The sequence below is a fragment of the Microcoleus sp. T3_A4 genome, from assembly GCF_036700465.1.
GTDB lineage: Bacteria > Cyanobacteriota > Cyanobacteriia > Cyanobacteriales > Microcoleaceae > Microcoleus.
Window position 1 is genome coordinate 65,959 of sequence record NZ_JAUBOY010000029.1, and the last position, 22,022, is coordinate 87,980.

The following is a 22,022-nucleotide window of genomic DNA, read 5'->3' on the forward strand; positions in this document are numbered from 1 at the left end:
GCAAGAATATTCAAACTTCGATCCTCCCTAACCCCCCTTCATAAGGGGGGGACAAGATTATTATTCAAAGTCCCCCTTTTGAAGGGGGATTTAGGGGGATCTCTGCGTAAGTCATAGAGATATCTGAGCCAAAACATGATAACAGCGATCGGACAAATCTCAACAATCATTCTTCACCGAAAGCATCCGGGATACAAAGCCCCCGGATTCATCCGTGGGTTAACTGTCCAATTCTTCAATCTAAAATCTAAAATCTAAAATCTAAAATCATTCTTGACCGTCGGCATGAGTAGCCTGTACTTTAGCCCCCGCGACAACTTCGCCCCGAAAGGCGGCTGACTGTCCGGGTGCAAGAGTAACTGGTTCAGCGTAGATAAATCCGTTGTCAATTAAATTGCCTGACTCGTCCAAAACTTCATAATTGACTTTGACATTCTTGATTATTTTGCAGCCTTGATTAAGGACTTGACCGCTGAAAAAGTTGCCGTCATAATTAGTCGCCGCAATAGACACTTTCGCAGCAATGTTGGAACCGGGAATGCAAGTTTGGGAATTTCCTAAAGAGGGCTGTTTCTCGCATAACTTGCCTAAGTCTACTGTTTGGCCGTCGGGGGTTTTCATGTAGCAAAACGGCTCATCAATTTCGGAGTTTTGGGCAATTGTATTTGTAGCGTATGCTATCAAAGGGCTAGCTGATATCGGGGACATTAGTAAACTAGAGAAAGCTACTGTTAAATGTAAATAAATCATGCTTTTTTAGGCAAGTTAGGAAATTAATTGCTACAATACAATACAGCTAAAATTTAGGCTAGCATATCTATATTTAGGGGTCGTCGCACTCACGCTGCATAGTGCTATGATAAGACATCAAACTTTAGAAAGTAAAGTAAAGTCATTGTCGTTACTCAAGATAACCCACGACAAAAAATGTTAGAACTGATTGTGGTGTTCTTGAGCAGGAAAGGAGAGCACTTGACCTCATCCCACGTTCTCAAAATTGTAGCGACTGCCGGCAAGCGGGCCGAGGTTGAGGGGAAAGTTTCGCCGCACTGGCTAAGGCATTCTCCCGCCAGTCAAGCATTGAATAGGGGCGTGCCCATCCACTTGGTGCAAGCAACATTGGGACACAGCTAAATTGAGACGACGGGTCGCTATCTTCACGCGAACCCTGCTGATAGTAGCGGGTTGCATCTGCTGGTTTAGGACTAGGGCAGCAGAACTATAACTGCTTTCTCCACTACATCTTTTACAACAGGGCCATCGCTATCAGTATATAGCAATCCTAAATGATTTGCGTAATTATTGTAGGGGCAATCCCCCCGTGGTTGCCCCGATAGATAGGGGGTAGGCACTCTTAGCACTACCCCTACAAATTTATCTGATTGATTTAGGATTGCTATACTGCGTTGGAGTCTTCATCAACTGCTTTCAAGTGATGTCAATGCTATGGCAACACGCTATTGAAAAACTCCTAAAAGGGAAGTGATGGACGGGTACGGTCAAAAGTTATTCTGTTCTACCCGATCGCACGCCTGGAATTTTGAGGCGGATACGGTAAAGACCATTACTTGCAGTGGGGCAATTGCATTTTTCAAGTAAACTCGGCGAGATCGGGGCTGTAATCTTTAGCCGATATCAGATGCCAATTGGTATTACCAACTAGCCTTAAGACCTGCTCGTGATACTGTACCAAAGTCGGACGGTGACCGACACTGATAAAGGCAGTTCCTGTTTCTTTGAGCAACTGATAGAGCCGTCTCTCGTTAGCCACATCCAATGCACTCGTTGATTCATCCAAAATAGCGTAGCGAGGTTTAGTCAGCAGTAGGCGTGCAAATGCTAACCGTTGTTGTTCTCCTAGTGACAAAACATCAGCCCATTCCAATTCCACATCAAATCCACCTACCCGTTCTGGCAAATGGGAAAGATTGACTTGTGCGAGTATTTCGTGCAGTTGTTCATCAGTAACTTGACCGCTGGTGTTGGGATATAGCAATTGGCTGCGTAAGTCCCCTAGCAGCATATAAGGCCGTTGGGGCAAAAACAGCGTTTCCTCCGGTTTAGGACGGACAATGCAACCCGTACCCGCATTCCACAATCCTGCGATCGCTCGCATTAACGAACTCTTGCCAGCGCCAGAAGGTCCAACAATCAAGACGCTTTCACCGTGTCCCACCTTGAAAGATAAATCTCTAACTAAGATTCGCTCATAGTTAGGCGTCTCTAAGGTAACCCGTTCGAGGGCTAGATAGTGCTGTTCCACAACATCAATCGTTGCCATGCCGGCTCGAGGTGCTGCCATTTGCTCGGACAGAACCCGATCAAATGTTCCTAAACGATTAATCTGAGTGGTAAAGTTAGTTATCATATCAAAATTCTCGGCAATAAAGCCCAGGGCACTTAAAATAGACACAAACGCTCCAGAAGCTTGCGTTACCTGCCCAAAATCTATCTGACCCGCAAAGTATCGAGGAGCTAAAAAAACTATAGGTAAATTTGTAAATATCATCCCGGTTCCTTGGGTAAATAAACCAAGGTTACGCTGCAAGACAATCAGGTTATTAAAATTATTCAAAACTTCATTAAATCGCTGTGATACTGCACTATATTCACGCTCTTCACCTCGGTAAAATGCGATGGATTCACTATTGTCTCGAAGATGAACCAAACTATAGCGAAAATTTGCTTCTCGTTGTAACTGATTGAACTTTAATCTACTTAATCTCTTCCCTATAAAGATAGTGAAAACAGTTTTAAAACCAGCCAGTATAAATACAACTAAAGTCAGTGCCTTGTCAATTGTAAAGAGAACGCCGAGAAAAGAAATTATTGTGACAACTTGGTTGAATAATAATCCCCAAATATCAATATTTTGCTTAACAAACAAATTAACGTCTTCAGCTAAACGCTGATCGGGATTATCAACCTTATCATTGAACTTAATTTTGTAGAAACCTTGATTGCTAAAATATTTCTTCAGTAAGTGATTCGTTAGCCACTTTCGCCAGTAGAGTTGCAGTACATTTTGCGAATAGAAGAAGAAAACCATAATGGGCGTGAATATGGCAAACAGACCCAATAGCATCAGCCACATCTTATAGAAGTCTGAAACATTCTTTCCCGTGACTGCATTCATCAAGTCCCGCATAATATAGCTCTGGACTATGCTCACAGCATTGAAACCTAGCATTAATAACATTACGAGGGCGAACAACCCCCTAGCTCCCCATTTTTCTCTGGAAAAGAAGTAGGGGTTTGCGATCGACCAAAACTGCTTTACCGACTGCTTCAATTGATTCATCTTTTCTTATGGGTAGGAAAAATTGTGCTTTGGTGGAAACTACCTGTAGCGGATGGGGCAATTCTCATCGTTCTTGTCCATCAGCGACACCTGGTATGGGTGATGCTCCCGTGGTACTTCCCTAATGATGCTCGGATAACTTCAGAATTTATATCTTAAGGTAGATGACAGATTTTAAATATCAGTAATTTTACTGAGTTAATGCAACTTACCCGGCACACGGGGTAAGTTCCGTCTGAAACCATTGCGAGGTGAGACTTGCCCGGAGCCTCCAAGTCTTTTACATAAATACAATCTCTTACAACCCTTATGTGGCTGGGTTTTTGCTTAAATTCATCCTCGAACAATACTCTCGCCCTAAATATTGAGAAAATCTTAAATACATGACTACGGTTTGTCGGCAGTCAAGTCGCTAAAACCGAGACGGGAAAAAGAATACAGCCCCCAGAACTACCCCCGCAGGGGGTAAGTTCCGATTTAACTCCTCGCTCCTGTTGTCCCCCGCTATAACTGTACCCAGTTTAGCGGTGGGATGAAAGGCAGGGAGATTGTAGGTACGGAAATCTCCAAATCTTTATCGATGTCGCTGTTTTACTGGAATGTGTATAATACAGTAAGGAGGTAATGAGATGCTGCATACTGCCATCAAGGTTCGACTTGATCCAACATTAGAGCAACAAGCCCTACTGTCTCAGCACTTTGGCTGTGCCAGATGGTGGTGGAACTATGCTCTAAACAAGTCAATTGAGACTTACAAAGAAACGGGTAAAAGCCTTGGTCAGTCAGCACTCAATGCCTTTTTACCCAAACTCAAGAAAGCCGAAGAAACACTTTGGTTGTCTGAATGCTATAGCCAAGTTTTGCAAGCAACAACGCTCAACCTCACAACTGCCTATAAAAACTTTTTTGCAGGTCGTGCTAGGTTCCCGCGCTACAAGTCAAAGCATGATAAGCAATCGATTCAGTATCCTCAAAATGTCAAGGTACTTGATGGGTTTGTTCAGTTTCCGGGCAAAGTCGGCAAAGTTAAAGCCAAGTTGCACAGGAACATAGAAGGAACAATCAAAACCGTAACGGTTAGCTTAGATCCTTCTGGGAAATACTTTGCCTCAATATTGACGGAGAGTGAAGGCGACAATCCGACTGTTTCAACGGCAGGCAAAGTAATTGGAATTGACTTGGGATTGACTCACTTTGCTATTACGAGCAATGGCTGCAAAGTCTCCAAGTATGATCGCCCCAAGCATCTAGCCAAACACGAGAAAAACCTCAAACGCAAGCAACAAAAGCTAGCTAAAAAACAGAAAGGAAGTAATTCAAGGAACAAAGCCAAAAAGACTGTAGCTAAAGTGTACGAACGGGTAACTAAATCCCGTCAGGATTTTCTACATAAGCTTTCGAGAAAGCTCGTCAATGAAAACCAAGTTGTCGTAGTAGAGAATCTTAATGTCAAAGGCATGGTATGCAATCACAATTTAGCTAAAGCCATATCTGATGCGGGATGGGGAATATTTGTCAATTTCCTAGCTTACAAGCTAGAGAAAAAAGGTGGTAAGTTGGTTGAAATTGACCGTTGGTTCCCCAGCTCCAAGCTCTGCTCTAATTGCTATTACCAGATTGATAAGCTACCGCTTGATATTAGGAAGTGGACTTGTCCTAATTGCGGTACTCGTCATGACCGTGATGGTAATGCTGCAATAAACATTAGAGCGGAAGGCATCAGGATACTACAGACGGATGGAACAGCCGTTTTTGCTAACGGAGGGGAAGTAAGACCAAAGATTGGACGCAAGTCTGTTCTGAGGCATTCCTCCGTGATGTTAGAAGCCGACACTATAATCGTTTCGATTTAGTGTGGGTAGTTCACAATCAGTAAAATGGCTTTAAGCTGTTGGGCATCTAAATTGTATTTTTGGGCGGGCTAGAAGCCAGCCCACAAGAATTAGATGCACGGGCTAGGAGCAACGGCCAACAAGAATTAGATGTACACCTTACGAGATTATCTAATACTCGGCTTTCTATTGCCAAGATTCCGCGCTCCGGGAATTTTCCGGCTGGGACGGCGACTGTTCAAACTGCTAGCAGATCGAGCATTCAAAGCATCAGCAGAAGGTATCAAACCCAAGTCTTGCAAAATTTCACCAGCCGCCCTTTGTCCAGTTTCGCAACCGCCTTCCATGTAACCTTGATTTTCTAGCGAAGTGTGTTCCCCGGCAAAATATAAATTGCCAACTCGTTCGCCTTCAACGCCGTACATTTGCGTCCACTGTCCGACTAAATAGCAGGAATAAGAACCTTTAGAAAAGCGTTCTCCCGGCCAATAAGCTCGCACAGCTTTGCCCGATCGCAAATTTCTCACTCCGGGAAAAACTCTTTCAAATTGGTTCAAAAATCTTTGTGCTTGGTCTTCGGGAGTTCCGGCACCGATCGACAAACCCTGCTTTCCTCCTGTAAAATTAGTAACTAAACCGTTAGGAGTAGGAGCAAAAGGCGTAGCTTCCCAGGTATTCTGGAATCCTAAATCGCTATAAACAGAAGCCGTCGATCGATAAGGTTCCCGCCAAATTCGGCTGCGGTAGCCAGTAATTAACTTAGAATTAGTACCGTAACCCAACTGCTCGATCGCCCTACGCTTCGGTTGGGGCAAAGGTACGTTAATTTTAACGTCTCGCAGAGTGCTGAACGGCAAAGTTAACAAAACTCGCTCGTAAGTGCGCTCGAAGGCGCTTTGTCCCGATCGCAAATTTACCCGATAGCGGCCATCCGGCAAAAGAGTAATCGCTTCCAAAACCGTCCCCGCCTCGATCGAACCAGACAATTGACCCGCCAAACGGTTGATAATTTGACTGTTGCCGCCGTCAATTTGATAGCGCTCATCGCTGTTGCCGTACAATTCAAAACTGCCAGGTTCAGAACCGATTAAAAACAGCAGATTTAACGCCGACTGTTCTTCAGGATCTCGACCGTATTCAGTCGTGTAAGCAATGCGGAGTAACTGCCTGACAATCGTGCTAGTCTCAGCTTGGTCTACATATTCAGCGATCGAAAGATTGTCCAATCTTTCCGCTGCTTCTGTAAAATCTTGATAGCTAATTTCATCGCCAACCGCCTCCAAATCAGCAGTAATTTTACTCGCTAGTGGCGCAAATTCCGCGATTATTTGCTCAAGAGAAAAGCGGCGCCCTTGAAAGAAAAAAGTATCCTTCACCAGTCCACTCTGCACTTGGGCTAAGTCGATCGCCCGCAAACCCAATTCCGTCGCCAGCGAGATTAAATTAGTGTGGCCGGTGTCAATAAATTCTCCCCCCAGATCCGCCGGAATCAGCGTTCCAGCCACCTTGGGAATAGTGCGAATCCGCCCCCCCACGCGATTCGTTGCCTCGATTATATCGGCGCGCACGCCCGCTTGGCGCAAGCGATAAGCCGCCGTCAAACCCGCAATCCCTGCACCCACAACCAAAATCGGCGATCGTCCGCCCTGTTGAGCAAAAGCTCCCCCTCCCTCCCTGGTAAAAGTCGCAGCAGCGACAGCCCCCGCAGCAGCTAAGCCCCCGTGCAGCAAGCCGCGCCGAGATATGGCAGAATTGGGAATGCCAGCGCTCAGCATCCCCAGCAGTTCATCAGCCGGAATGCCAGTTTCCCTTGATTTCTGAGCAATACTCGCAGCGCGGCGCAGCATTGCCATCAGTCCAGATTTAGCCATAATTAAGACATCCTCACAAAACAAAACTTTGATGTAAACTGGATTCTCGATCGTGCACTTTCCAGACTAAAGTCCAGAGAGATTTTTTTAATAATGCTAACCCTCAGAACACTGTTCGACAGCAAATTTTATCTCGAAAACAACCCAGATGTCGCCGTAGCAGTTGCCAGAGGCACGGTATCGAGTCCCTTCGATCACTACCGAAAAATTGGCAAATTTGAAAATCGCGACCCGAATGCCCTGTTCGACGCCAGCTATTATTTAGACACCAATACAGATGTAGCGGTATCAGCCAAACTCAATGGCTTTTCAGCAGCCGATCACTTTATTAGATTCGGTCAATTTGAACGACGCAACCCCAACCCTTTCTTCGATGTTGGTTTCTATTTAGCAAGCAACCCAGATGTTCAGACAGCAGTCCAAACAAATCAATTTACCCCTTTTGAACACTACTTCAAAGCCGGTCAATTAGAAAACCGCAAAGCCAGCGTTTTCTTCGATCCCAGCTTTTATCTAGAAAAATATCCGCTGGTAGCAGCCGCAGTCCAAAGCGGCGCAGTTAAAAGTGCGATCGACCATTACATTCAATTCGGTCAACAAGAAGGATTGTTGAGCACTCTCCCCGATCCCGCAGACAATTTGAACGCAGCAAAAAGCCTGGGCATTCTCACAGAAATTCAAACTGCGAGCGATTTTGTGGGAGATGCAGAAACAGCCGACATTTACAGTTTCATCCTCAATACTCCCAGCCTTTTCAGTGTAACTGTTGACGGCTTGAGTGCAGATGTTGATGTTGAATTAATTCAAGATCTCAACGGCAACGGCGCAGTTGGATTAGACGATCTTATTGCTTCGTCTAACAATTTAGGCACGGCTTCAGAAACAATTGTCAGCAATGGGCCTTTACCTGCGGGGAGTTATTTTGTCCGCGTTTCTCAATTTCAAGGCGATACAAATTATGACTTGAGATTGCTAGCCTCTCCCTCAGTAATACCGCCCCAATTATAAAATCAAAATAACGTATATAGCAAGCCTAAATCAGTCAAACAAACCCCGACTTCTCCTCACTTATCCTGTCTTCCTTCGCGGTCTTTGCGCCTTCGCGGTTCGTAAAAAAACATCTGGTTCACAAATGATTTAGACTTGCTATAAAACAGGCTGCAAAAAGGGCGATCGACAATTTGCCCAGGTTTCACTTATTAGTTGCTGGCCCGCTGGGAGAAGGCAAAGATTGAACAGGTGCCGGAGGCCAATTAGAGCGACTTCTGCTGAGAGTAGTAGACACCAAAGCATAGCCCAAAATAGCAGGAAGCACGATCGCACTCATAAACACGATCGTCGCAGCCCAAGTCATCGCATTCGAGATCGGGCCGTAATGAGTGCGGTAAGGGTCAAACATGGGTAAATTAGGCATCGGGGCATCCCGCAGCGCGATCGGACGTTTGAACCGCACCCGCCTGTCGTCTAGCTTTTCGAGCAAAATCCAGCCAACTTCCGCCTCTTCCTGGCATAGCTTGTGAAAAATCGCAGGATTGCGGAACAAATCGTTGCTAGCCCGCACAATCTTGTACTCCCAAACCGTCAAATCAACAGAATTGGGTTCAGACTTGGGATTGCCATTGGATCGCGCATTTTCAGGCGCATTAAAATTATCTTCTTGAGATTCGTACCGAGTCAAAACTTCCTCCTCCTCATCGCATTTTTGCCCCGCATCCAATTGCTCGTGGTTCACCAAAAGACCCACAAGCGCAGCCTCCAAGCCGAGACTGCCAATCATCAAACTCCAAATCAGAATTGCAACCATAAAAGGAGTTAAAAGTTAAAAATCAAAAACTCAAAAGACTCGCTTTTAACTTTCAATCTTTAACTTTTAAATAGCCTTCTACCACACAATCTGCACCAACTGTGCGCCAAGAAACCCCCTCTAAAGTCAAAGCATCAGTCATTACGGAAAAGCCCAAATCTCCTACAGGAGTTGGAGCACCTTTGCCACCGACAATTTTAGGAGCAATAAAAGCCATAATTTTTTGAACTGCACCCTCAGCAATTGCCTGAGCGGCTAAAGTGCCACCGCACTCCCAGAGTACAGAAAGAAAAGATCGATCGTACAAATAAGCCATAACATTAGTCGGTGTCAGAGGCGAGAGCTCCACAACTTCCACCCCTTTGGCGAGCAAAAATTCCTGAAATTCCGGGTTAACCCCAGGCTCAGTCAGCACCAAAGTAGCCGCCACAGAGGTTTCCCACAACCAAGCCGACTTCGGCAAATCCAAAGTGCGGCTCATCACCACCCGCAAAGGATTATTCCTATCAGGCTTGTGACTCGTCAGTAGGGGATTGTCCAGACGCACCGTATTTCCCCCAACAATCACAGCATCGCAGCCGACGCGCACCCGGTGTACCTCACTCCGAGCCTCCTCGCCTGTCACCCAAGCGCTGTGGCCGCTACTGGTAGCAATTTTACCGTCCAAAGTCATTGCATATTTCAAAATTCCAAAAGGCCGGCGGTACAAAATCCGGTGCACAAAAGCCTCATTGAGTTTCTGGCAAGCTTCCCCTTCCACTCCCGCCACCACTTCAATGCCAGCCTCTCGCAACCGGGCTAGCCCACTTCCAGCTACCAAAGGATTCGGATCGACCATGCCAGCCACTACTTTTGCCACCTTGGCATTAACTAAAGCTTCGGAACAGGGAGGAGTCCGGCCGTAGTGGTTGCAGGGTTCCAGGTTCACGTAGACGGTCGCTCCTGCGGCGAGTTCCCCCGCTTCCCGGAGCGCAAAAACTTCGGCGTGAGGTTGACCGGCACCGGGATGAAACCCTTCGCCGACAATCTTGCCGTCTCGGACAATTACAGAACCGACAAGGGGGTTGGGTGCGGTTTTGCCCAGAGCACGGCGAGCCAATTCTATGCAGCGGCCCATCATGGCTCGATCGAACTCTTGAACTTCGCTGTTTTCCCGTTGTTTTGTATCTTGCTGCTGTCCGTTAGTTAAGCTGGCGATCGCTTTAGCGTGCGCCGGAAAAGTTTCCATAGGATTTTGGTATTATATCTATCCCTGAGTGTACTGAACTTTGATGCTAATTTTGGCTGCGATCCGACGATCGATTGCTGATGGGGCAAACTGTACGTTACCACTGAAATATTGCACCATTCTCAATTAGCCTTTTATGAACAGGCAAGATGCCTGTTCCACAAGAAAATTTATCTTTTGTGGAACAGGCATCTTGCCTGTTGCTGATGTGCAAGATGTGAGTTACCAGGAGTGAAGGGCAATTTAGGGCATCGATCCGGCACGCCCGATCGAATAGCTTTAACATGAGTAAAGAATAGCAGGCGCTTGAGAAAACAATGAGTCAGGACATGAAGCGGGAATTTGCCAGCCGCGACGAATTAATTGCCTACGTGCGTGAACAATTCCCCGAAGCCGCCGGCCGGGACAGCAGCGTACCCCCAACCCCAGGCGGGCGGAAAGCAGCCGAGACAGCCCTACAACAAATTGACCCCGGCAAATACGCCTCAACCCGCAATTTCCTCAACGGTGCGGTAACGCGCTTGTCGCCCTATTTGCGCTACGGAGTTTTGAGTCTTGCGGAAGTCCGGGATGCCGTACTGGAGAAGGTGCGGCATCCAGAAGAGGCCGTAAAACTCGTCAACGAGTTGGGTTGGCGGGATTATTGGCAGCGACTGTACGCCGAATTGGGCAAGGGCATTTGGCAAGACCGGGAACCCTACAAAACTGGTTACACTGCTAAAGATTACAGCGAAACTCTGCCACAGGATGTCGTCGAGGGCACGACTGGTTTGGTTTGCATCGACAGTTTCAGCCGCGAGTTGCGAGAAACTGGTTATTTGCACAATCACCAGCGGATGTGGACTGCCGCTTATCTCGTACACTGGCGCCACGTGCGCTGGCAAGCCGGAGCTCGCTGGTTTTTGCAACATTTGCTAGATGGAGATCCGGCGAGCAATAATCTTTCTTGGCAGTGGGTAGCAAGCACTTTTAGTCACAAACCTTATTTTTTTAATCGCGAAAATTTGGAGCGTTACACTAAGGCGGTTTATTGTGGCGATTGTCCTCTGTACGGGCAATGCGATTTTGAGGGAACTTACGAATATTTAGAAGGGCAGTTGTTTCCTCATGGAGAAAAGGTCGATCGCAGCGGCGGTTCTAAAAGTTGGCAAGGCCCTAACAAAGGTCGCAGAAATTAAAAAGTTATTAGTCAGTAGTCAGTAGTCAGTAGTCAGTAGTCAGTAGTCAGTAGTCAGTAGTCATAAGTTAACAATTAACAGTCAACAGTCAACAATTAACAATTAACAGTCAACAGTCAACAATTAACAATTAACAGTCAACAGTCAACAATTAACAATTACTAATTTATGAACAATCCGATTATTTGGCTGCACGGCGACTGTTTGAGTCCTGAAGGCCCGGCTTTTCAAGCGCACCCAGAGGCACCGGCAATCTGGGTTTGGGATGATGCGCTCATTGATGAATGGCAGTTGAGTCTCAAACGAATGGTGTTTATTTACGAATGTTTGCTGGAGTTGCCGGTAGTTATTCGGCGGGGTGATGTGGCTGCAGAAGTTATCGCTTTTGCGATCGAATCCGGCGCTAATCAAGTGGTAACTACCGAAAGTCCCAGTCCTCGGTTTCAGGATATTTGCCGGGAAATTAAGCGATCGCACCCAGTAGAAGTTTTGCCACCCGAACCCTTTGTCCGCTACGATGGTTACATTGATTTGAAGCGTTTTTCTCGCTATTGGCGCGTCGCTGAAAAATATGTTTTCTAATTGTAATTGGAAATTGGAAATTGGAAATTGGAAATAGAAAAGAGGTGTTCTTTTCTCTTCTTCCCTCTTCCTTCTTCCTTCTTCCCTCTTCCTTCTTCCTTCTTCCTTCAACTCCCCTTCAAACGCTCCAACAGCCATTGAAATCTCGATGCCGCCAAATCTGGATTCTCGACATTTTGCGGGATGCCGTCCTCGCCGTCGGGATCTTCATATATTAAACCATCACTATCATCGCCGAAGCGTTTGACTGTACCCCGCAGTCTCGACGACAGAAATTTGGTAATCGCCCGATAAAACCGCAGGGAAAAAAGCACGTCTTGCTCGAGTTTTTCAGTTAGCAGCCGGCGGGGAATTGACAGGATGAGGCACTCTTCAATTGCCGTGACGCTAGCAGAAGGAAGCCTCCCGTCTACAAAAGACATTTCGCCTAACACTTCCCCGGAAATAATTTTTCCAATTTCTTTGTCGCCCAAAGATGATACAGAAACGCTCAAAGTTCCCTCCAGAACTATGTACAGGGCGTCTAAGGGCTTACCTTCGGTGATCAGGGTTGTGCCGGGGAGGACTTGGGTGCGGGTGCCGTTGGCGAGCATCCAATCGATGTCGCGATCGCTCAATTCGCCTAATATCACTAGAACTTTGCTCATAAAGTCAGGTTGAGATGAGATAATTTGTATTTTTTTACTTGTTTAGTTGCGTGCTGTTGTTAGATGGTCAGACCCTGAGCGAAAGCGAAGGCTAAACTTTACAAATAGAAGACTAAATTTTACACAATTTTCATAATATTCAGTAATTTTGACACGATCGAGCCACAAATATTTCTCGGATCGGTGGTATTATTCTACATTAATTGTCAGGGACTGTGCAGCAGCAGATCGCGTTGTATTAACTGCACTTGCTTTGGACGGCGGGGCTGCCAAGACTGTTTTGAAAGCTTGTTGTCTCTTGGTTTCGACTCGGTGCGCCCTCAAAAACCGGGTTTTTCCGGCGTGGCTGCAAGTGCAGCGCCCCCAAGTACAGTATTGTAGAATGCAAGCGAGACGCGCGAGCGACCCATCAATTAAACAGGATTAAGGATGGAATCATCCCTAGGATTGATTTTTTGCCGATCGATCTGTAAATTAAAATTAGCCTCTAAACCCGCCGTCCGTTCTTGAATCTAATCAGCTTGAGAGTTGACTATTCAACAGTAAAATGGCAATCTAGGAACAACACAACTCATATTTGTGTCTTTTTTGAGCAAAGCTCTCGATGTTCGCCCTCAAACACTTACACTTTTAACACCCCCTTCATTGAGGAGTTTCTATGAATAGTCTATTTTCCAAGTCTACTTTTGCGTTAATAAATCTTGCAGCTTTAGCTGTTTGTTGCAGTACCATGTCAGCGAAAGCTGAAACTGGCAACTTGCCCGATGTCGCTACAACTGCAACAATAGCCGCTCAAAATATTGACCAAATTTCTGAGCCGACGGCAACTTCAGCAGTTAAACCCGACGCAGAAACAACGGCTAGTAATAAAAAAATTGATTCAATCAGTTGGAGCGAACTAACAGAAGCTGCAGAGCCAGCAGCCTCTGAACCGGCCGCCAACTTGCAAGTATCTATTGCTGCACCCGAAAAATCGGAAGCAGCAACATCGGAAATTGCTGAGACAGAAACAGCGCCAAATACATCCATTGCTGCTGAGACCCAAAAGTCGGAAGAAACCGCTAAAATTGCTGATAATGGTGTCAAAGTGCAGTCAACAGTCGAGACTGCCAAAAAGAGCGATCGACCTAGCTCAATTGTTGCTCAAAGCAATAATCTTGAAGTAACAGCAACGAAGGAAGAAAAAGAAGTCAAAACAGCACAAGAATTGTTGAGCAATCCTGTCAGCACTTCCGCCTCAGCTTTGACAAACCAACCGAAAGTTGCTGAAAAACCGACAACTGCCTCAGAACCAACTAAAAAAGTGGCTCAAGGAACTCAAATCCGACCAGGCCGAGCTACCCGTTCTGGGCCCAGCTACATCGGCATTGGTGGCAATCTTGGTTTTGGCGGAGATTCAGCTTTAGGCGACGGTTCATTTGCCATTATTAGCAAAATCGGTTTGACAAACAATTTGTCGGTGAGACCGACTGTTTTGTTCCAGGACGACTTAGCTTTTCTAGTTCCCGTTACCTTCGATTTTGTATCTCAAAATACCGTCGAAGTCAGCGAGGATTTTGTGATTACTGCTGCTCCTTATGCAGGTGCTGGCGTGATAATTTCTACCGGGGATGACGGTACTTTGGGCTTCCTGATTTCGGGGGGTGTAGATGTGCCGCTGACGAGAAATTTTACAGCAACAGCGGGACTGAATGTTGGTTTTGTAGACGGAGCTGAAGTGGGATTGTTAGTCGGTGTCGGCTATACGTTCCCGAATATTGCCAGGTAGTGTTGCTGTTTGAGCAAACGCAGGACAAATAAATCTGTGCGGGGTTGGCTGTAGGAATACAGTCAACCCTTTTTGATGATGGAAAATCTGCCTATGCGATCAAGGTAGGGTACGCCATAAGCACAGACTGGTAATGTAGGTTGCCTCATCAGCACAGAGCGCCGATATTGATTTTTGTGAAAGATATAATGATGGTGCGATCGTACTTTCTCACCAACCACCCGAAAAAACCGTGACCAAAACAGAAATCTTAGCAGCACTCAAAAATCTGACAGCAGAAGAACGCCTAGAAATTATCGAAACAGCTTCGCGGATGATGCGCGAAGAAATAGAAGAAAAAGCCCAGCGCAAAGTTGAGAGAAAACGGAGACTCAGAGCCGCAGCAGAAGCAGCAGTTCCTTTGTATGAACCAGGAGGGCCGCTGCACGATTTGTGGTCGCCCGACAGCGAACCGTATTTCGATTCAGAGGAAGAATACCTGAGCGCAGGGGTAGAAACTAATGCGTAAGGGCGAAGTGTGGCTCGTCAGACTAGATCCAACGGTGGGAGATGAAATCGGCAAAACTAGACCTGTTGTGGTTGTCAGCGATGATGAAGTGGGAAATTTGCGCCTCAAAGTAATTGTTCCAATTACATCATGGAACGATCTTTTTTCCCCGCTTGATTGGATGGTGCAGCTCGATCCGACATCAGAAAATGGCTTGGCGAAACTCTCCGCCGCCGATACTTTTCAAGTCCGTTCCGTCTCGCAACAAAGATTTGTCCGACAACTCGGAACCCTGTCCGAGACAATTATGGAAGAAATTGCAGAAGCACTGACAATTGTTCTGGATCTAGATTGAATAACTAGGCAACAGCGTACAAATAGTGTTATTTATAGATAGATTGTATGGCGCGATGGCCTAAATGATTCCTATACAACTTACACTCAAAAATTTTCTCAGCTATCGCGAAGCTGCTTTAGACTTTCGCGGCCTGCACACCGCTTGCATTTGCGGGCCTAACGGTGCTGGCAAATCCTCCCTCTTAGAAGCCATATCCTGGGCACTTTGGGGCTGTTGCCGCAGCGATACGGAAGACGATATCATCCATATCGGCGAAACAGATGTGCGCGTTGATTTCACTTTCTCCACCGGCGGCCAAATCTACCGGGTGATTCGCAACCGCCGACGCGGACAATCGGGAAGTTTGGAATTTCAAGTCAGCTTGAATTCTGCCGAGAGTGAGGAAAAACTTAATTTTCGCACGCTCACAGACAAGGGGCTGAGAACAACTCAGCAAAAAATCCTCGAACACATCAAACTAGATTACGATACTTTCATCAATTCGGCATATTTGCGGCAGGGGCGAGCTGATGAATTTATGCTCAAAAAGCCGATCGAACGCAAACAAGTTTTAGCCAACCTGCTCAAACTCGACTCCTACGACACTTTATCCGACCAAGCCAAGGATACCTCCAAACAATTTAAAGCTCAAGTCGAAGTGCTCAAACAGAGTTTGCTAACCGTACAAGAGCAACTGCAACAAAAAGACGCTCTCGCCTCAGAACAAACTCAATTGCAGCAAGCAACCGATTTGCTTCAGCAGCAGCAGCAAGCCGACACAACCGAGTTACAGCAACTGCAACTCCAGCACCACAACCGCCAAACTTGGCAAAAACTCCTCGCAGGCCACCAGCAACAGCACGACAATATCACTCAAGAATGTCGCCGCTTGCAGCAAGAACTCAGCGCAGCCAAACAGCAGCAAAATGAGCTGCAAGCCCTCCTAGGACAAGAAAATGAAATAACAGCAGGGATCGCGTATTTCCACAGCTTGCAAGCCACAGAAGAAAGTCTGGCTGGCAAATTCAAGGCAAACCAACAAGCCCAAAATCAGCGCCAGCAATTGCAAGAACAGCAGCGGCAAGAACTGAGCTTTTTGCAAAGCAAAATTCAGCAGTTGCAAGCTCAATTAGATGTTTTAGAACAAGATGAAAAAGATGTTCTGGAGATTCTCAAACAGCAGCCGGAGGTTGATAAAGGACTCGCACAGTTGCAAGCAGTTCGATCGCGCCTCAACGAACTAGAGCAACTGCAACTGCAAGTTTCGCCACTGCTACAACAGCAGCAGCAAAAGCAACAAAAGCTCGATCGCGCCCGCGCCGGTTTAACCGCCCGCTTAGAGGAAATTAACCGACAGGTGCAAGTTCAGCAGCAGCAGCGACAGCCGCAATTACAGCAGGAAATCTCGGCCATCGCCAATCAAATTTTGCAGTTGGAAAACAAGCGAGTTTATCAGCAGCGAGTCCGCGAAAAAGGTCAAGAAAGGCACGACTTTCTCGGAAACCTGCAAGCCAAAAGCCGCGACTATCAAACCAGACTCGCTGAAATCGACCAAAAACTGCAACTGCTGCGGAAACATGAAGGAGAAAAAACCGCAGGCGAAGGTAAAGCCTCGAATTTTGCGGAAAACGAGCCATCGAATTCGCCTTTAATGGTGCGGGATGCAAATTTTGGCAATTGTCCTTTGTGCGATCGACCTTTAGACGAACACTACTGGAATTTGGTTGTCACAAAACACCACACCCAACAGCAGGAAATCTGGAACCAACTGTGGGTTGTCCGCGAACAATTAGCCGTCTCTGAGCGCGAAATTCAAGTTCTCAGACATGAATACCGCGAACTAGAAGAGGAATTAGCGCCCTACCAAGAATTGCGGGAACGTCGCAGTCATTTACAAGCACAATTAGATAGCCTGGGCCAAGATGAAAACCGACTGCAAAGTATGCGTCAAGACGCTGCAGAAATAGAGCGGTTGCTACGCACTGGCGAGTATGCAGCCGATGATTTGGGCGAACTCCAGCAAATCGAACAGCAACTGCAACAGCTCAATTATAGCGATCGCAGCCACTCCCTCGCCCGCAGCGATGAAAAGCGCTTGCGGTGGGCGGAAATTAAGCAAGCTCAAATCAAAGACGCTCAGCAGAAACTGAATAAAATTAATGCCCGTCGCCCGGATTTGCAAACTCAATTAGCTACAGTACAGCAACAGTTAGAACAGCAAAAAAATAGCTCGGAAATACAGCAGCAAATTCTGTCTTTAGATAGATACATTGCGGAAATTGGCTATAATTTGGAACAGCACGAACACGTCCGCAGCGAAATGCGCCGATCGCAGTTTTGGATCGCCCGCGCCGAAAAATTGCGATCGGCAACTGTGCAGTACCCGCAAGTGCAGCAGCGGGTTAATGAAATAGCAAATTCCATCGCAGTACGCGATCAAGATTTGCAAGCTGTCAGCGCTCAAACTTCCGCTATGAACCAGCAATTGCAAGAACATCCCGATCCCACAGCTCGCATAAGTGCGATCGAACAGCAAATCAGTCGCCGCCGGCAGCAGCTAGACCAACATTTGGGAAGTCTCGGACGCCTCCAGCAGCAGCAGCAAAATCTGGAAAATCTGCAAGTTCAGCTAGTAGCTCAAAAAGAGCAAATGCAAGTTGCTAAACGCCAGCAGCGAGTTTATCAAGAGTTGGGCCAAGCCTTTGGTAAAAACGGCATTCAAGCTTTAATGATTGAAAATGTTTTGCCTCAACTTGAAGCTGAAACTAATCAGATATTGTCGAGATTGAGCGCGAATCAATTGCACGTTCAATTTATTACTCAGCGGGCTGCTGCTTCTAAAAAAGCAACTAAATTGATTGACACTTTAGACATTTTAATTGCTGATTCTCGCGGTACTCGCGCCTACGAAACTTACTCTGGCGGTGAAGCTTTTAGGATTAATTTTGCGATTCGGCTGGCGCTGGCGAGACTGCTGTCTCAGCGGGCGGGTACGGCTTTGCAAATGTTGATTATTGATGAGGGGTTCGGGACTCAGGATGCTGAAGGGTGCGATCGACTGATTGCTGCAATTAATGCGATCGCCTCCGACTTCGCCTGCATCCTCACCGTTACCCATATGCCTCACCTGAAAGAAGCTTTTCAAGCCAGAATTGAAGTAAGCAAAACTGCTCAGGGTTCTTGCATTAGCTTGTCAATTTAAAAGGGTTGATGAACCGGATGGAAGGAGGAGAAGAAAAAAAGTTCAACATATCAGTGTTTTCACCTTCTGTTTTCTTGCCGCCTTGGGTATTTTCACCTTCTTTTTTCTGGACAAGTACCGAATGCCTTCTGTTAAACTACTTACTTTCAAGCACAAAGGCAATTGTATGCCCGTGCCCCAAACCATAAGGGAATCAGTCATTGCCAATCTAAAATCTAAAATCGAAAATGGTATTAGTCGTCTCCCCCGTCGGCTTTTTTGGGCTGCTGACTTTGTTAAAAAAGCTAAATTAAAAATAAAATTATAGAATAAGAATGGCTCAAGCTATTTATAATTTTCTATTGTTCTGTCCGCTCCCAAGGAGTTTGGATATTGCTACAGATGACAACAGACTCTTTCAACCTGTCTCTCCTAGAACGGGCGATCGCAGCGTCGAGCAACAGCATCCTCATAGCGGATGCTCGCAAGCATGACACACCTATTATCTACTGCAATCCTGCTTTTGAGAAACTGACAGGTTACAGTGCCGAAGAAGTTATTGGACGCAACTGCCGGTTTTTGCAGGGCCCCGATACCGATCAGGCCGAATTAAAGAAACTCCGCCGCAGCTTGGAAGCGGGAACGGAAATTCAGGTAGTTCTCAAAAATTATCGCAAAGACAAAACTCCTTTTTGGAACGAATTAATGGTTTCCCCCATCCTAGACAATGAGGGAAAATTAACTCATTTTATCGGAGTTCAGAACGATATTAGCAAAAGGGTAGCAGCCGAAACAGCCAGGGAAGAAAGCGAAGAAAGATTGCGCGTTATCGCCAGTACGACTCCCGTTCCCATGTTAATTACGCGCCTAGAAGACAGCGTTATTTTGTATGCAAATCCTGCTCTTGGTGAAAGTTTAGGTTTGAGTTACGAAAAAATTGTTGGTGGAAAACAAATTGAATTTTATGCCAATATCAACGACAACATTCAATTGCTAGAATTAGTCAAAGAAAACGGCTTTAGCGACCGCGAAGAAATCTGCCTCAAGAAAGCAAATGGCAGTTTGTTTTGGGTAAAAATGTCGATGCGAGCAATTAATTTTAATGGCGAAGCCGCAATTTTATCGGCATTTTACGATATTACCGATCGCGTAGAAGCAGAAACAGCACTACGGCAAAGCGAAGCGAGGTTTCAAAAACTAGCCGCCAACGTTCCCGGCATGATTTATCAATTTCAGTTAGCAGCAGACGGCGCTATGTCGTTCCCCTACGTCAGTTCCGGCTGCCGGGAGCTCTGGGAATTAGAACCAGATGTACTCCAAAACTCAGCTATTCCCGCGATCGCAATGATTCATCCAGACGATGCGCCCAGCTTCCAGGAGTCTGTTGCTATCTCAGCTAAAACTTTAGAGCCTTGGCGGTGGGAAGGCAGATTTGTTTTTCCGGGCGATCGGATTAAGTGGATTAGCGGGGCTTCCCGACCAGAACCGGGCGAAAAAGATAACATTATTTGGGATGGCGTGTTGATTGACATTAGCGATCGCAAACTTGCAGAATCAGCACTGCGGAAAAGCGAAGCCAGATTCCAAAAAATGGCCGCCAACGTGCCCGGAATGATTTATCAATACTTGCTGCATCCCGACGGTTCAAATGAATTCATTTATGTGAGTTCCGGCTGTTGGGAACTCTACGAATTAGAGCCAGAAAAAGTTGAACAAAACTCCGATTTTATTTGGGCAACGGTGCATCCAGAAGACCTAAAAACTCTGTTAGAATCAATCGCAATTTCCGGCAAAACTCTCAAACCTTGGATATATGAAGGGCGGATCGTAACCGGATCGGGAAAAGTGAAATGGATTCGCGGCATTGCCCGCCCCGAAATGCAGCCTGGCGGCGATATACTGTGGGAGGGGGTGACAATCGACATCAGCGATCGCAAGCTAGCAGAAATCGCCCTCAGCGAGTCAAAAATCGCCCTGCAACAAGCCAATCAAGAACTTGAAAAGCGCGTCCTAGAACGCACGGAAGCCTTGGAAACATCCCAAAAAATGCTGTGGTTGGTAATCAATAACATCCCTCAGTTAATCGCCTGGAAAGATCGAGATTTAGTTTACTTGGGAGGCAACAAAAACTTTGCCAAAGTCGCAGGTTTCAATCACCCCAGTGAAATCGCCGGTCTCACCGACTTCGATATGCCTTGGAAGCCGGAAGAAACAGAATTTTTTCGAGCCTGCGACCGCCGTATCATGGCAACCAACACCCCAGAATATCACATCATAGAATCCAAAATGCAAGCCGACGGCACCCAGTGCTGTCTGGATACAAATAAAATACCTTTACACGACAATTCCGGCAATGTTGTCGGCATTTTGTCTACTTTTGAAGACATCACCGATAGGCTTTCCCTAGCAGCTCAAGTCCGGGCCAGCGAGGAACTATTTCGCACGATTTTTGAAGATGCACCCATCGCTATCTACTTAGCTAATTTAGATGATAATAAGTTAGTGAGAGTCAATAAAACTTACTGCGAAATGCTGGGATATACCGCAGCAGAATTGCTTGCCCAAACATTTATTGAACTTGGACATCCCGAAGATTCTCCAAAAAATCTCCAAGTTGCTGATTCTCTTAAGCGGGGAGAAATTACTCACTATCAAATCGAACTCCGCCAGATTACCGCTACAGGTAAAATCGTTTGGGTAAACGTGACAGCTACTTTGATTCGAGACGGTGAAGGACAACCTATTTACAACTTAGGGATGATTGAAAATATAACCAATCGCAAAATTTCCGCCGCCGCACTCCAAGCTTCCGAATCTCAATTAAGAAAACAAGCCGCCCAATTGCAAGAAGCATACGAACAGCTACAAAACGCTCAAATCCAATTAGTTCAATCCGAAAAAATGTCGAGTCTCGGTCAGATGGTGGCTGGGATTGCCCACGAAATCAACAATCCTGCCACTTTTATTAACGGCAATATTTCTCATACTTACAACTATTTTCACGATTTAATTGAACTGTTAAGTCTCTACCAGGAATGCTATCCGTGTCCAGGGCCTCAGATTGCTAAAAAAGTTAAGGACTTAGAGTTAGATTTTCTGAAGGAAGATTTGCCAAAAATGCTAAATTCTATGAGAGTAGGAGTAGAAAGAATCAGTAATATTGTGTTGTCGCTGCGGAACTTTTCGCGGCTGGATGAATCAGAAATGAAGTTAGTAGACGTTCATGAAGGAATTGACAGTACACTGTTAATTTTGCAGCACAGATTGCATCAGGCAAGTAAAAAAAGCCGGATTGAAATTATTAAAGAATACGGAAAAGTCTCAAAAATTTACTGTTGTGCGGGGCAGTTAAACCAGGTATTTCTCAATATTATCAGTAATGCGATCGATGCTCTAGAAAACCAACCGGAACCTCGGACGATCGTGATTCGCACCCTCATGAAAAAAGCTGGGTTGAAAAGCCACAGTAAAACCCAGCTCAGTGATTGCGATCGCATGGTAATTTGCATCGCCGACAGTGGCCCGGGAATGAGCGAAGAGGTTCGCAAGCGGCTATTTGACCCGTTCTTCACCACCAAGCCCGTAGGCTCTGGAACTGGTTTAGGATTATCCATCAGCCATCAAATTGTGGTAGAAAAACATAAGGGAAGCCTGCGGTGCATCTCAGCGCCCGGACAGGGAGCGGAATTTTGGATTGAAATCCCCTGCTGAGCGATCGTCCATTAATCTAAAAGTTTAAATATCTAACTTTTAATTCCCAATTGCCGTCGGTGCTTGAGTTATCAGGGTTTTGAATTAACCGCACT

General features: G+C 46.1%; 17 protein-coding genes. 11 read left to right on the plus strand and 6 right to left on the minus strand.

Going from position 1 to position 22,022, the window contains the following annotated elements:
* Nucleotides 1-267: 267 nt before the first annotated feature.
* Nucleotides 268-750, minus strand: coding sequence for an FxLYD domain-containing protein (locus QUA07_RS17545; protein WP_333327233.1), 483 nt, complete (start codon nt 748-750; stop codon nt 268-270).
* Between the two features lie 177 nt (nt 751-927).
* On the opposite strand from QUA07_RS17545, the gene QUA07_RS17550 reads away from it, so the two are divergent.
* A complete protein-coding gene (locus QUA07_RS17550) occupies nt 928-1,134 on the plus strand; it encodes a tyrosine-type recombinase/integrase (protein ID WP_333327235.1) in 207 nt (68 codons plus the stop codon).
* Between the two features lie 457 nt (nt 1,135-1,591).
* Here the strand turns inward: QUA07_RS17550 and QUA07_RS17555 are convergent, their stop codons facing one another.
* Entirely contained in the window at nt 1,592-3,301 is a 1,710-nt protein-coding gene (locus QUA07_RS17555) for an ABC transporter ATP-binding protein/permease (protein WP_333327236.1), read from the minus strand.
* A gap of 629 nt (nt 3,302-3,930) precedes the next feature.
* Between QUA07_RS17555 and QUA07_RS17560 the strand changes: the two genes are divergently transcribed.
* Nucleotides 3,931-5,154: an RNA-guided endonuclease TnpB family protein gene (locus QUA07_RS17560; protein WP_333327238.1), complete on the plus strand. Its 1,224-nt coding sequence runs from the start codon at nt 3,931-3,933 to the stop codon at nt 5,152-5,154.
* Between the two features lie 146 nt (nt 5,155-5,300).
* Here the strand turns inward: QUA07_RS17560 and QUA07_RS17565 are convergent, their stop codons facing one another.
* The gene (locus tag QUA07_RS17565) at nt 5,301-7,004 is read right to left on the minus strand and encodes an NAD(P)/FAD-dependent oxidoreductase (RefSeq protein WP_333327240.1); all 1,704 of its coding nucleotides are present in this window, start codon (nt 7,002-7,004) and stop codon (nt 5,301-5,303) included.
* A gap of 93 nt (nt 7,005-7,097) precedes the next feature.
* Here QUA07_RS17565 and QUA07_RS17570 point away from each other — a divergent pair, with 93 nt between their 5' ends.
* Entirely contained in the window at nt 7,098-8,012 is a 915-nt protein-coding gene (locus QUA07_RS17570) for a PPC domain-containing protein (protein WP_333327242.1), read from the plus strand.
* 184 nt (nt 8,013-8,196) lie between these two features.
* Here QUA07_RS17570 and QUA07_RS17575 read toward each other — a convergent pair whose 3' ends face one another.
* Both QUA07_RS17575 and ribD read right to left on the minus strand, forming a co-directional pair.
* Nucleotides 8,197-8,808, minus strand: coding sequence for a hypothetical protein (locus tag QUA07_RS17575; protein ID WP_333327244.1), 612 nt, complete (start codon nt 8,806-8,808; stop codon nt 8,197-8,199).
* Nucleotides 8,809-8,860: 52 nt separating this feature from the next.
* Complete coding sequence (gene ribD / locus QUA07_RS17580; RefSeq protein WP_333327246.1) at nt 8,861-10,036, minus strand: bifunctional diaminohydroxyphosphoribosylaminopyrimidine deaminase/5-amino-6-(5-phosphoribosylamino)uracil reductase RibD; 1,176 nt, start codon at nt 10,034-10,036, stop codon at nt 8,861-8,863.
* Nucleotides 10,037-10,353: 317 nt separating this feature from the next.
* On the opposite strand from ribD, the gene QUA07_RS17585 reads away from it, so the two are divergent.
* Together QUA07_RS17585 and QUA07_RS17590 are read left to right on the plus strand one after the other, a co-directional pair.
* Nucleotides 10,354-11,214, plus strand: a complete 861-nt coding sequence (locus tag QUA07_RS17585; protein ID WP_333327248.1) for an FAD-binding domain-containing protein — start codon at nt 10,354-10,356, stop codon at nt 11,212-11,214.
* Nucleotides 11,215-11,382: 168 nt separating this feature from the next.
* Nucleotides 11,383-11,796, plus strand: a complete 414-nt coding sequence (locus tag QUA07_RS17590) for a hypothetical protein (RefSeq protein WP_333247610.1) — start codon at nt 11,383-11,385, stop codon at nt 11,794-11,796.
* A gap of 107 nt (nt 11,797-11,903) precedes the next feature.
* Here the strand turns inward: QUA07_RS17590 and QUA07_RS17595 are convergent, their stop codons facing one another.
* A complete protein-coding gene (locus QUA07_RS17595) occupies nt 11,904-12,443 on the minus strand; it encodes a cyclic nucleotide-binding domain-containing protein (protein ID WP_333103913.1) in 540 nt (179 codons plus the stop codon).
* A gap of 148 nt (nt 12,444-12,591) precedes the next feature.
* On the opposite strand from QUA07_RS17595, the gene QUA07_RS17600 reads away from it, so the two are divergent.
* The 6 genes from QUA07_RS17600 to QUA07_RS17625 all read left to right on the plus strand — a co-directional run bounded on the left by QUA07_RS17600 (nt 12,592) and on the right by QUA07_RS17625 (nt 21,927).
* A complete protein-coding gene (locus QUA07_RS17600; protein WP_333327250.1) occupies nt 12,592-12,870 on the plus strand; it encodes a hypothetical protein in 279 nt (92 codons plus the stop codon).
* A gap of 231 nt (nt 12,871-13,101) precedes the next feature.
* A complete protein-coding gene (locus QUA07_RS17605; protein WP_333327253.1) occupies nt 13,102-14,211 on the plus strand; it encodes a hypothetical protein in 1,110 nt (369 codons plus the stop codon).
* Between the two features lie 232 nt (nt 14,212-14,443).
* The gene (locus QUA07_RS17610; RefSeq protein ID WP_333236574.1) at nt 14,444-14,719 is read left to right on the plus strand and encodes a hypothetical protein; all 276 of its coding nucleotides are present in this window, start codon (nt 14,444-14,446) and stop codon (nt 14,717-14,719) included.
* The gene (locus tag QUA07_RS17615) at nt 14,712-15,053 is read left to right on the plus strand and encodes a type II toxin-antitoxin system PemK/MazF family toxin (RefSeq protein ID WP_333327255.1); all 342 of its coding nucleotides are present in this window, start codon (nt 14,712-14,714) and stop codon (nt 15,051-15,053) included. The genes QUA07_RS17610 and QUA07_RS17615 overlap by 8 nt, the downstream gene beginning before the upstream one ends.
* A gap of 64 nt (nt 15,054-15,117) precedes the next feature.
* Complete coding sequence (locus QUA07_RS17620; protein WP_333327258.1) at nt 15,118-18,237, plus strand: AAA family ATPase; 3,120 nt, start codon at nt 15,118-15,120, stop codon at nt 18,235-18,237.
* Between the two features lie 381 nt (nt 18,238-18,618).
* A complete protein-coding gene (locus QUA07_RS17625) occupies nt 18,619-21,927 on the plus strand; it encodes a PAS domain S-box protein (protein WP_333327261.1) in 3,309 nt (1,102 codons plus the stop codon).
* The last annotated feature ends 95 nt before the right edge of the window (nt 21,928-22,022 follow it).

Bases quoted from the DNA above. Each gene is read 5' to 3' on its own strand.
- ribD (WP_333327246.1), bottom strand. From the start codon at position 10,036: ATGGAAACTTTTCCGGCGCACGCTAAAGCGATCGCCAGCTTAACTAAC.
- QUA07_RS17560 (WP_333327238.1), top strand. From the start codon at position 3,931: ATGCTGCATACTGCCATCAAGGTTCGACTTGATCCAACATTAGAGCAA.
- QUA07_RS17550 (WP_333327235.1), top strand. From the start codon at position 928: ATGTTAGAACTGATTGTGGTGTTCTTGAGCAGGAAAGGAGAGCACTTG.
- QUA07_RS17555 (WP_333327236.1), bottom strand. From the start codon at position 3,301: ATGAATCAATTGAAGCAGTCGGTAAAGCAGTTTTGGTCGATCGCAAAC.
- QUA07_RS17595 (WP_333103913.1), bottom strand. From the start codon at position 12,443: ATGAGCAAAGTTCTAGTGATATTAGGCGAATTGAGCGATCGCGACATC.
- QUA07_RS17625 (WP_333327261.1), top strand. From the start codon at position 18,619: ATGACAACAGACTCTTTCAACCTGTCTCTCCTAGAACGGGCGATCGCA.
- QUA07_RS17585 (WP_333327248.1), top strand. From the start codon at position 10,354: ATGAGTCAGGACATGAAGCGGGAATTTGCCAGCCGCGACGAATTAATT.
- QUA07_RS17605 (WP_333327253.1), top strand. From the start codon at position 13,102: ATGAATAGTCTATTTTCCAAGTCTACTTTTGCGTTAATAAATCTTGCA.
- QUA07_RS17590 (WP_333247610.1), top strand. From the start codon at position 11,383: ATGAACAATCCGATTATTTGGCTGCACGGCGACTGTTTGAGTCCTGAA.
- QUA07_RS17575 (WP_333327244.1), bottom strand. From the start codon at position 8,808: ATGGTTGCAATTCTGATTTGGAGTTTGATGATTGGCAGTCTCGGCTTG.
- QUA07_RS17545 (WP_333327233.1), bottom strand. From the start codon at position 750: ATGATTTATTTACATTTAACAGTAGCTTTCTCTAGTTTACTAATGTCC.
- QUA07_RS17615 (WP_333327255.1), top strand. From the start codon at position 14,712: ATGCGTAAGGGCGAAGTGTGGCTCGTCAGACTAGATCCAACGGTGGGA.
- QUA07_RS17620 (WP_333327258.1), top strand. From the start codon at position 15,118: ATGATTCCTATACAACTTACACTCAAAAATTTTCTCAGCTATCGCGAA.
- QUA07_RS17570 (WP_333327242.1), top strand. From the start codon at position 7,098: ATGCTAACCCTCAGAACACTGTTCGACAGCAAATTTTATCTCGAAAAC.
- QUA07_RS17565 (WP_333327240.1), bottom strand. From the start codon at position 7,004: ATGGCTAAATCTGGACTGATGGCAATGCTGCGCCGCGCTGCGAGTATT.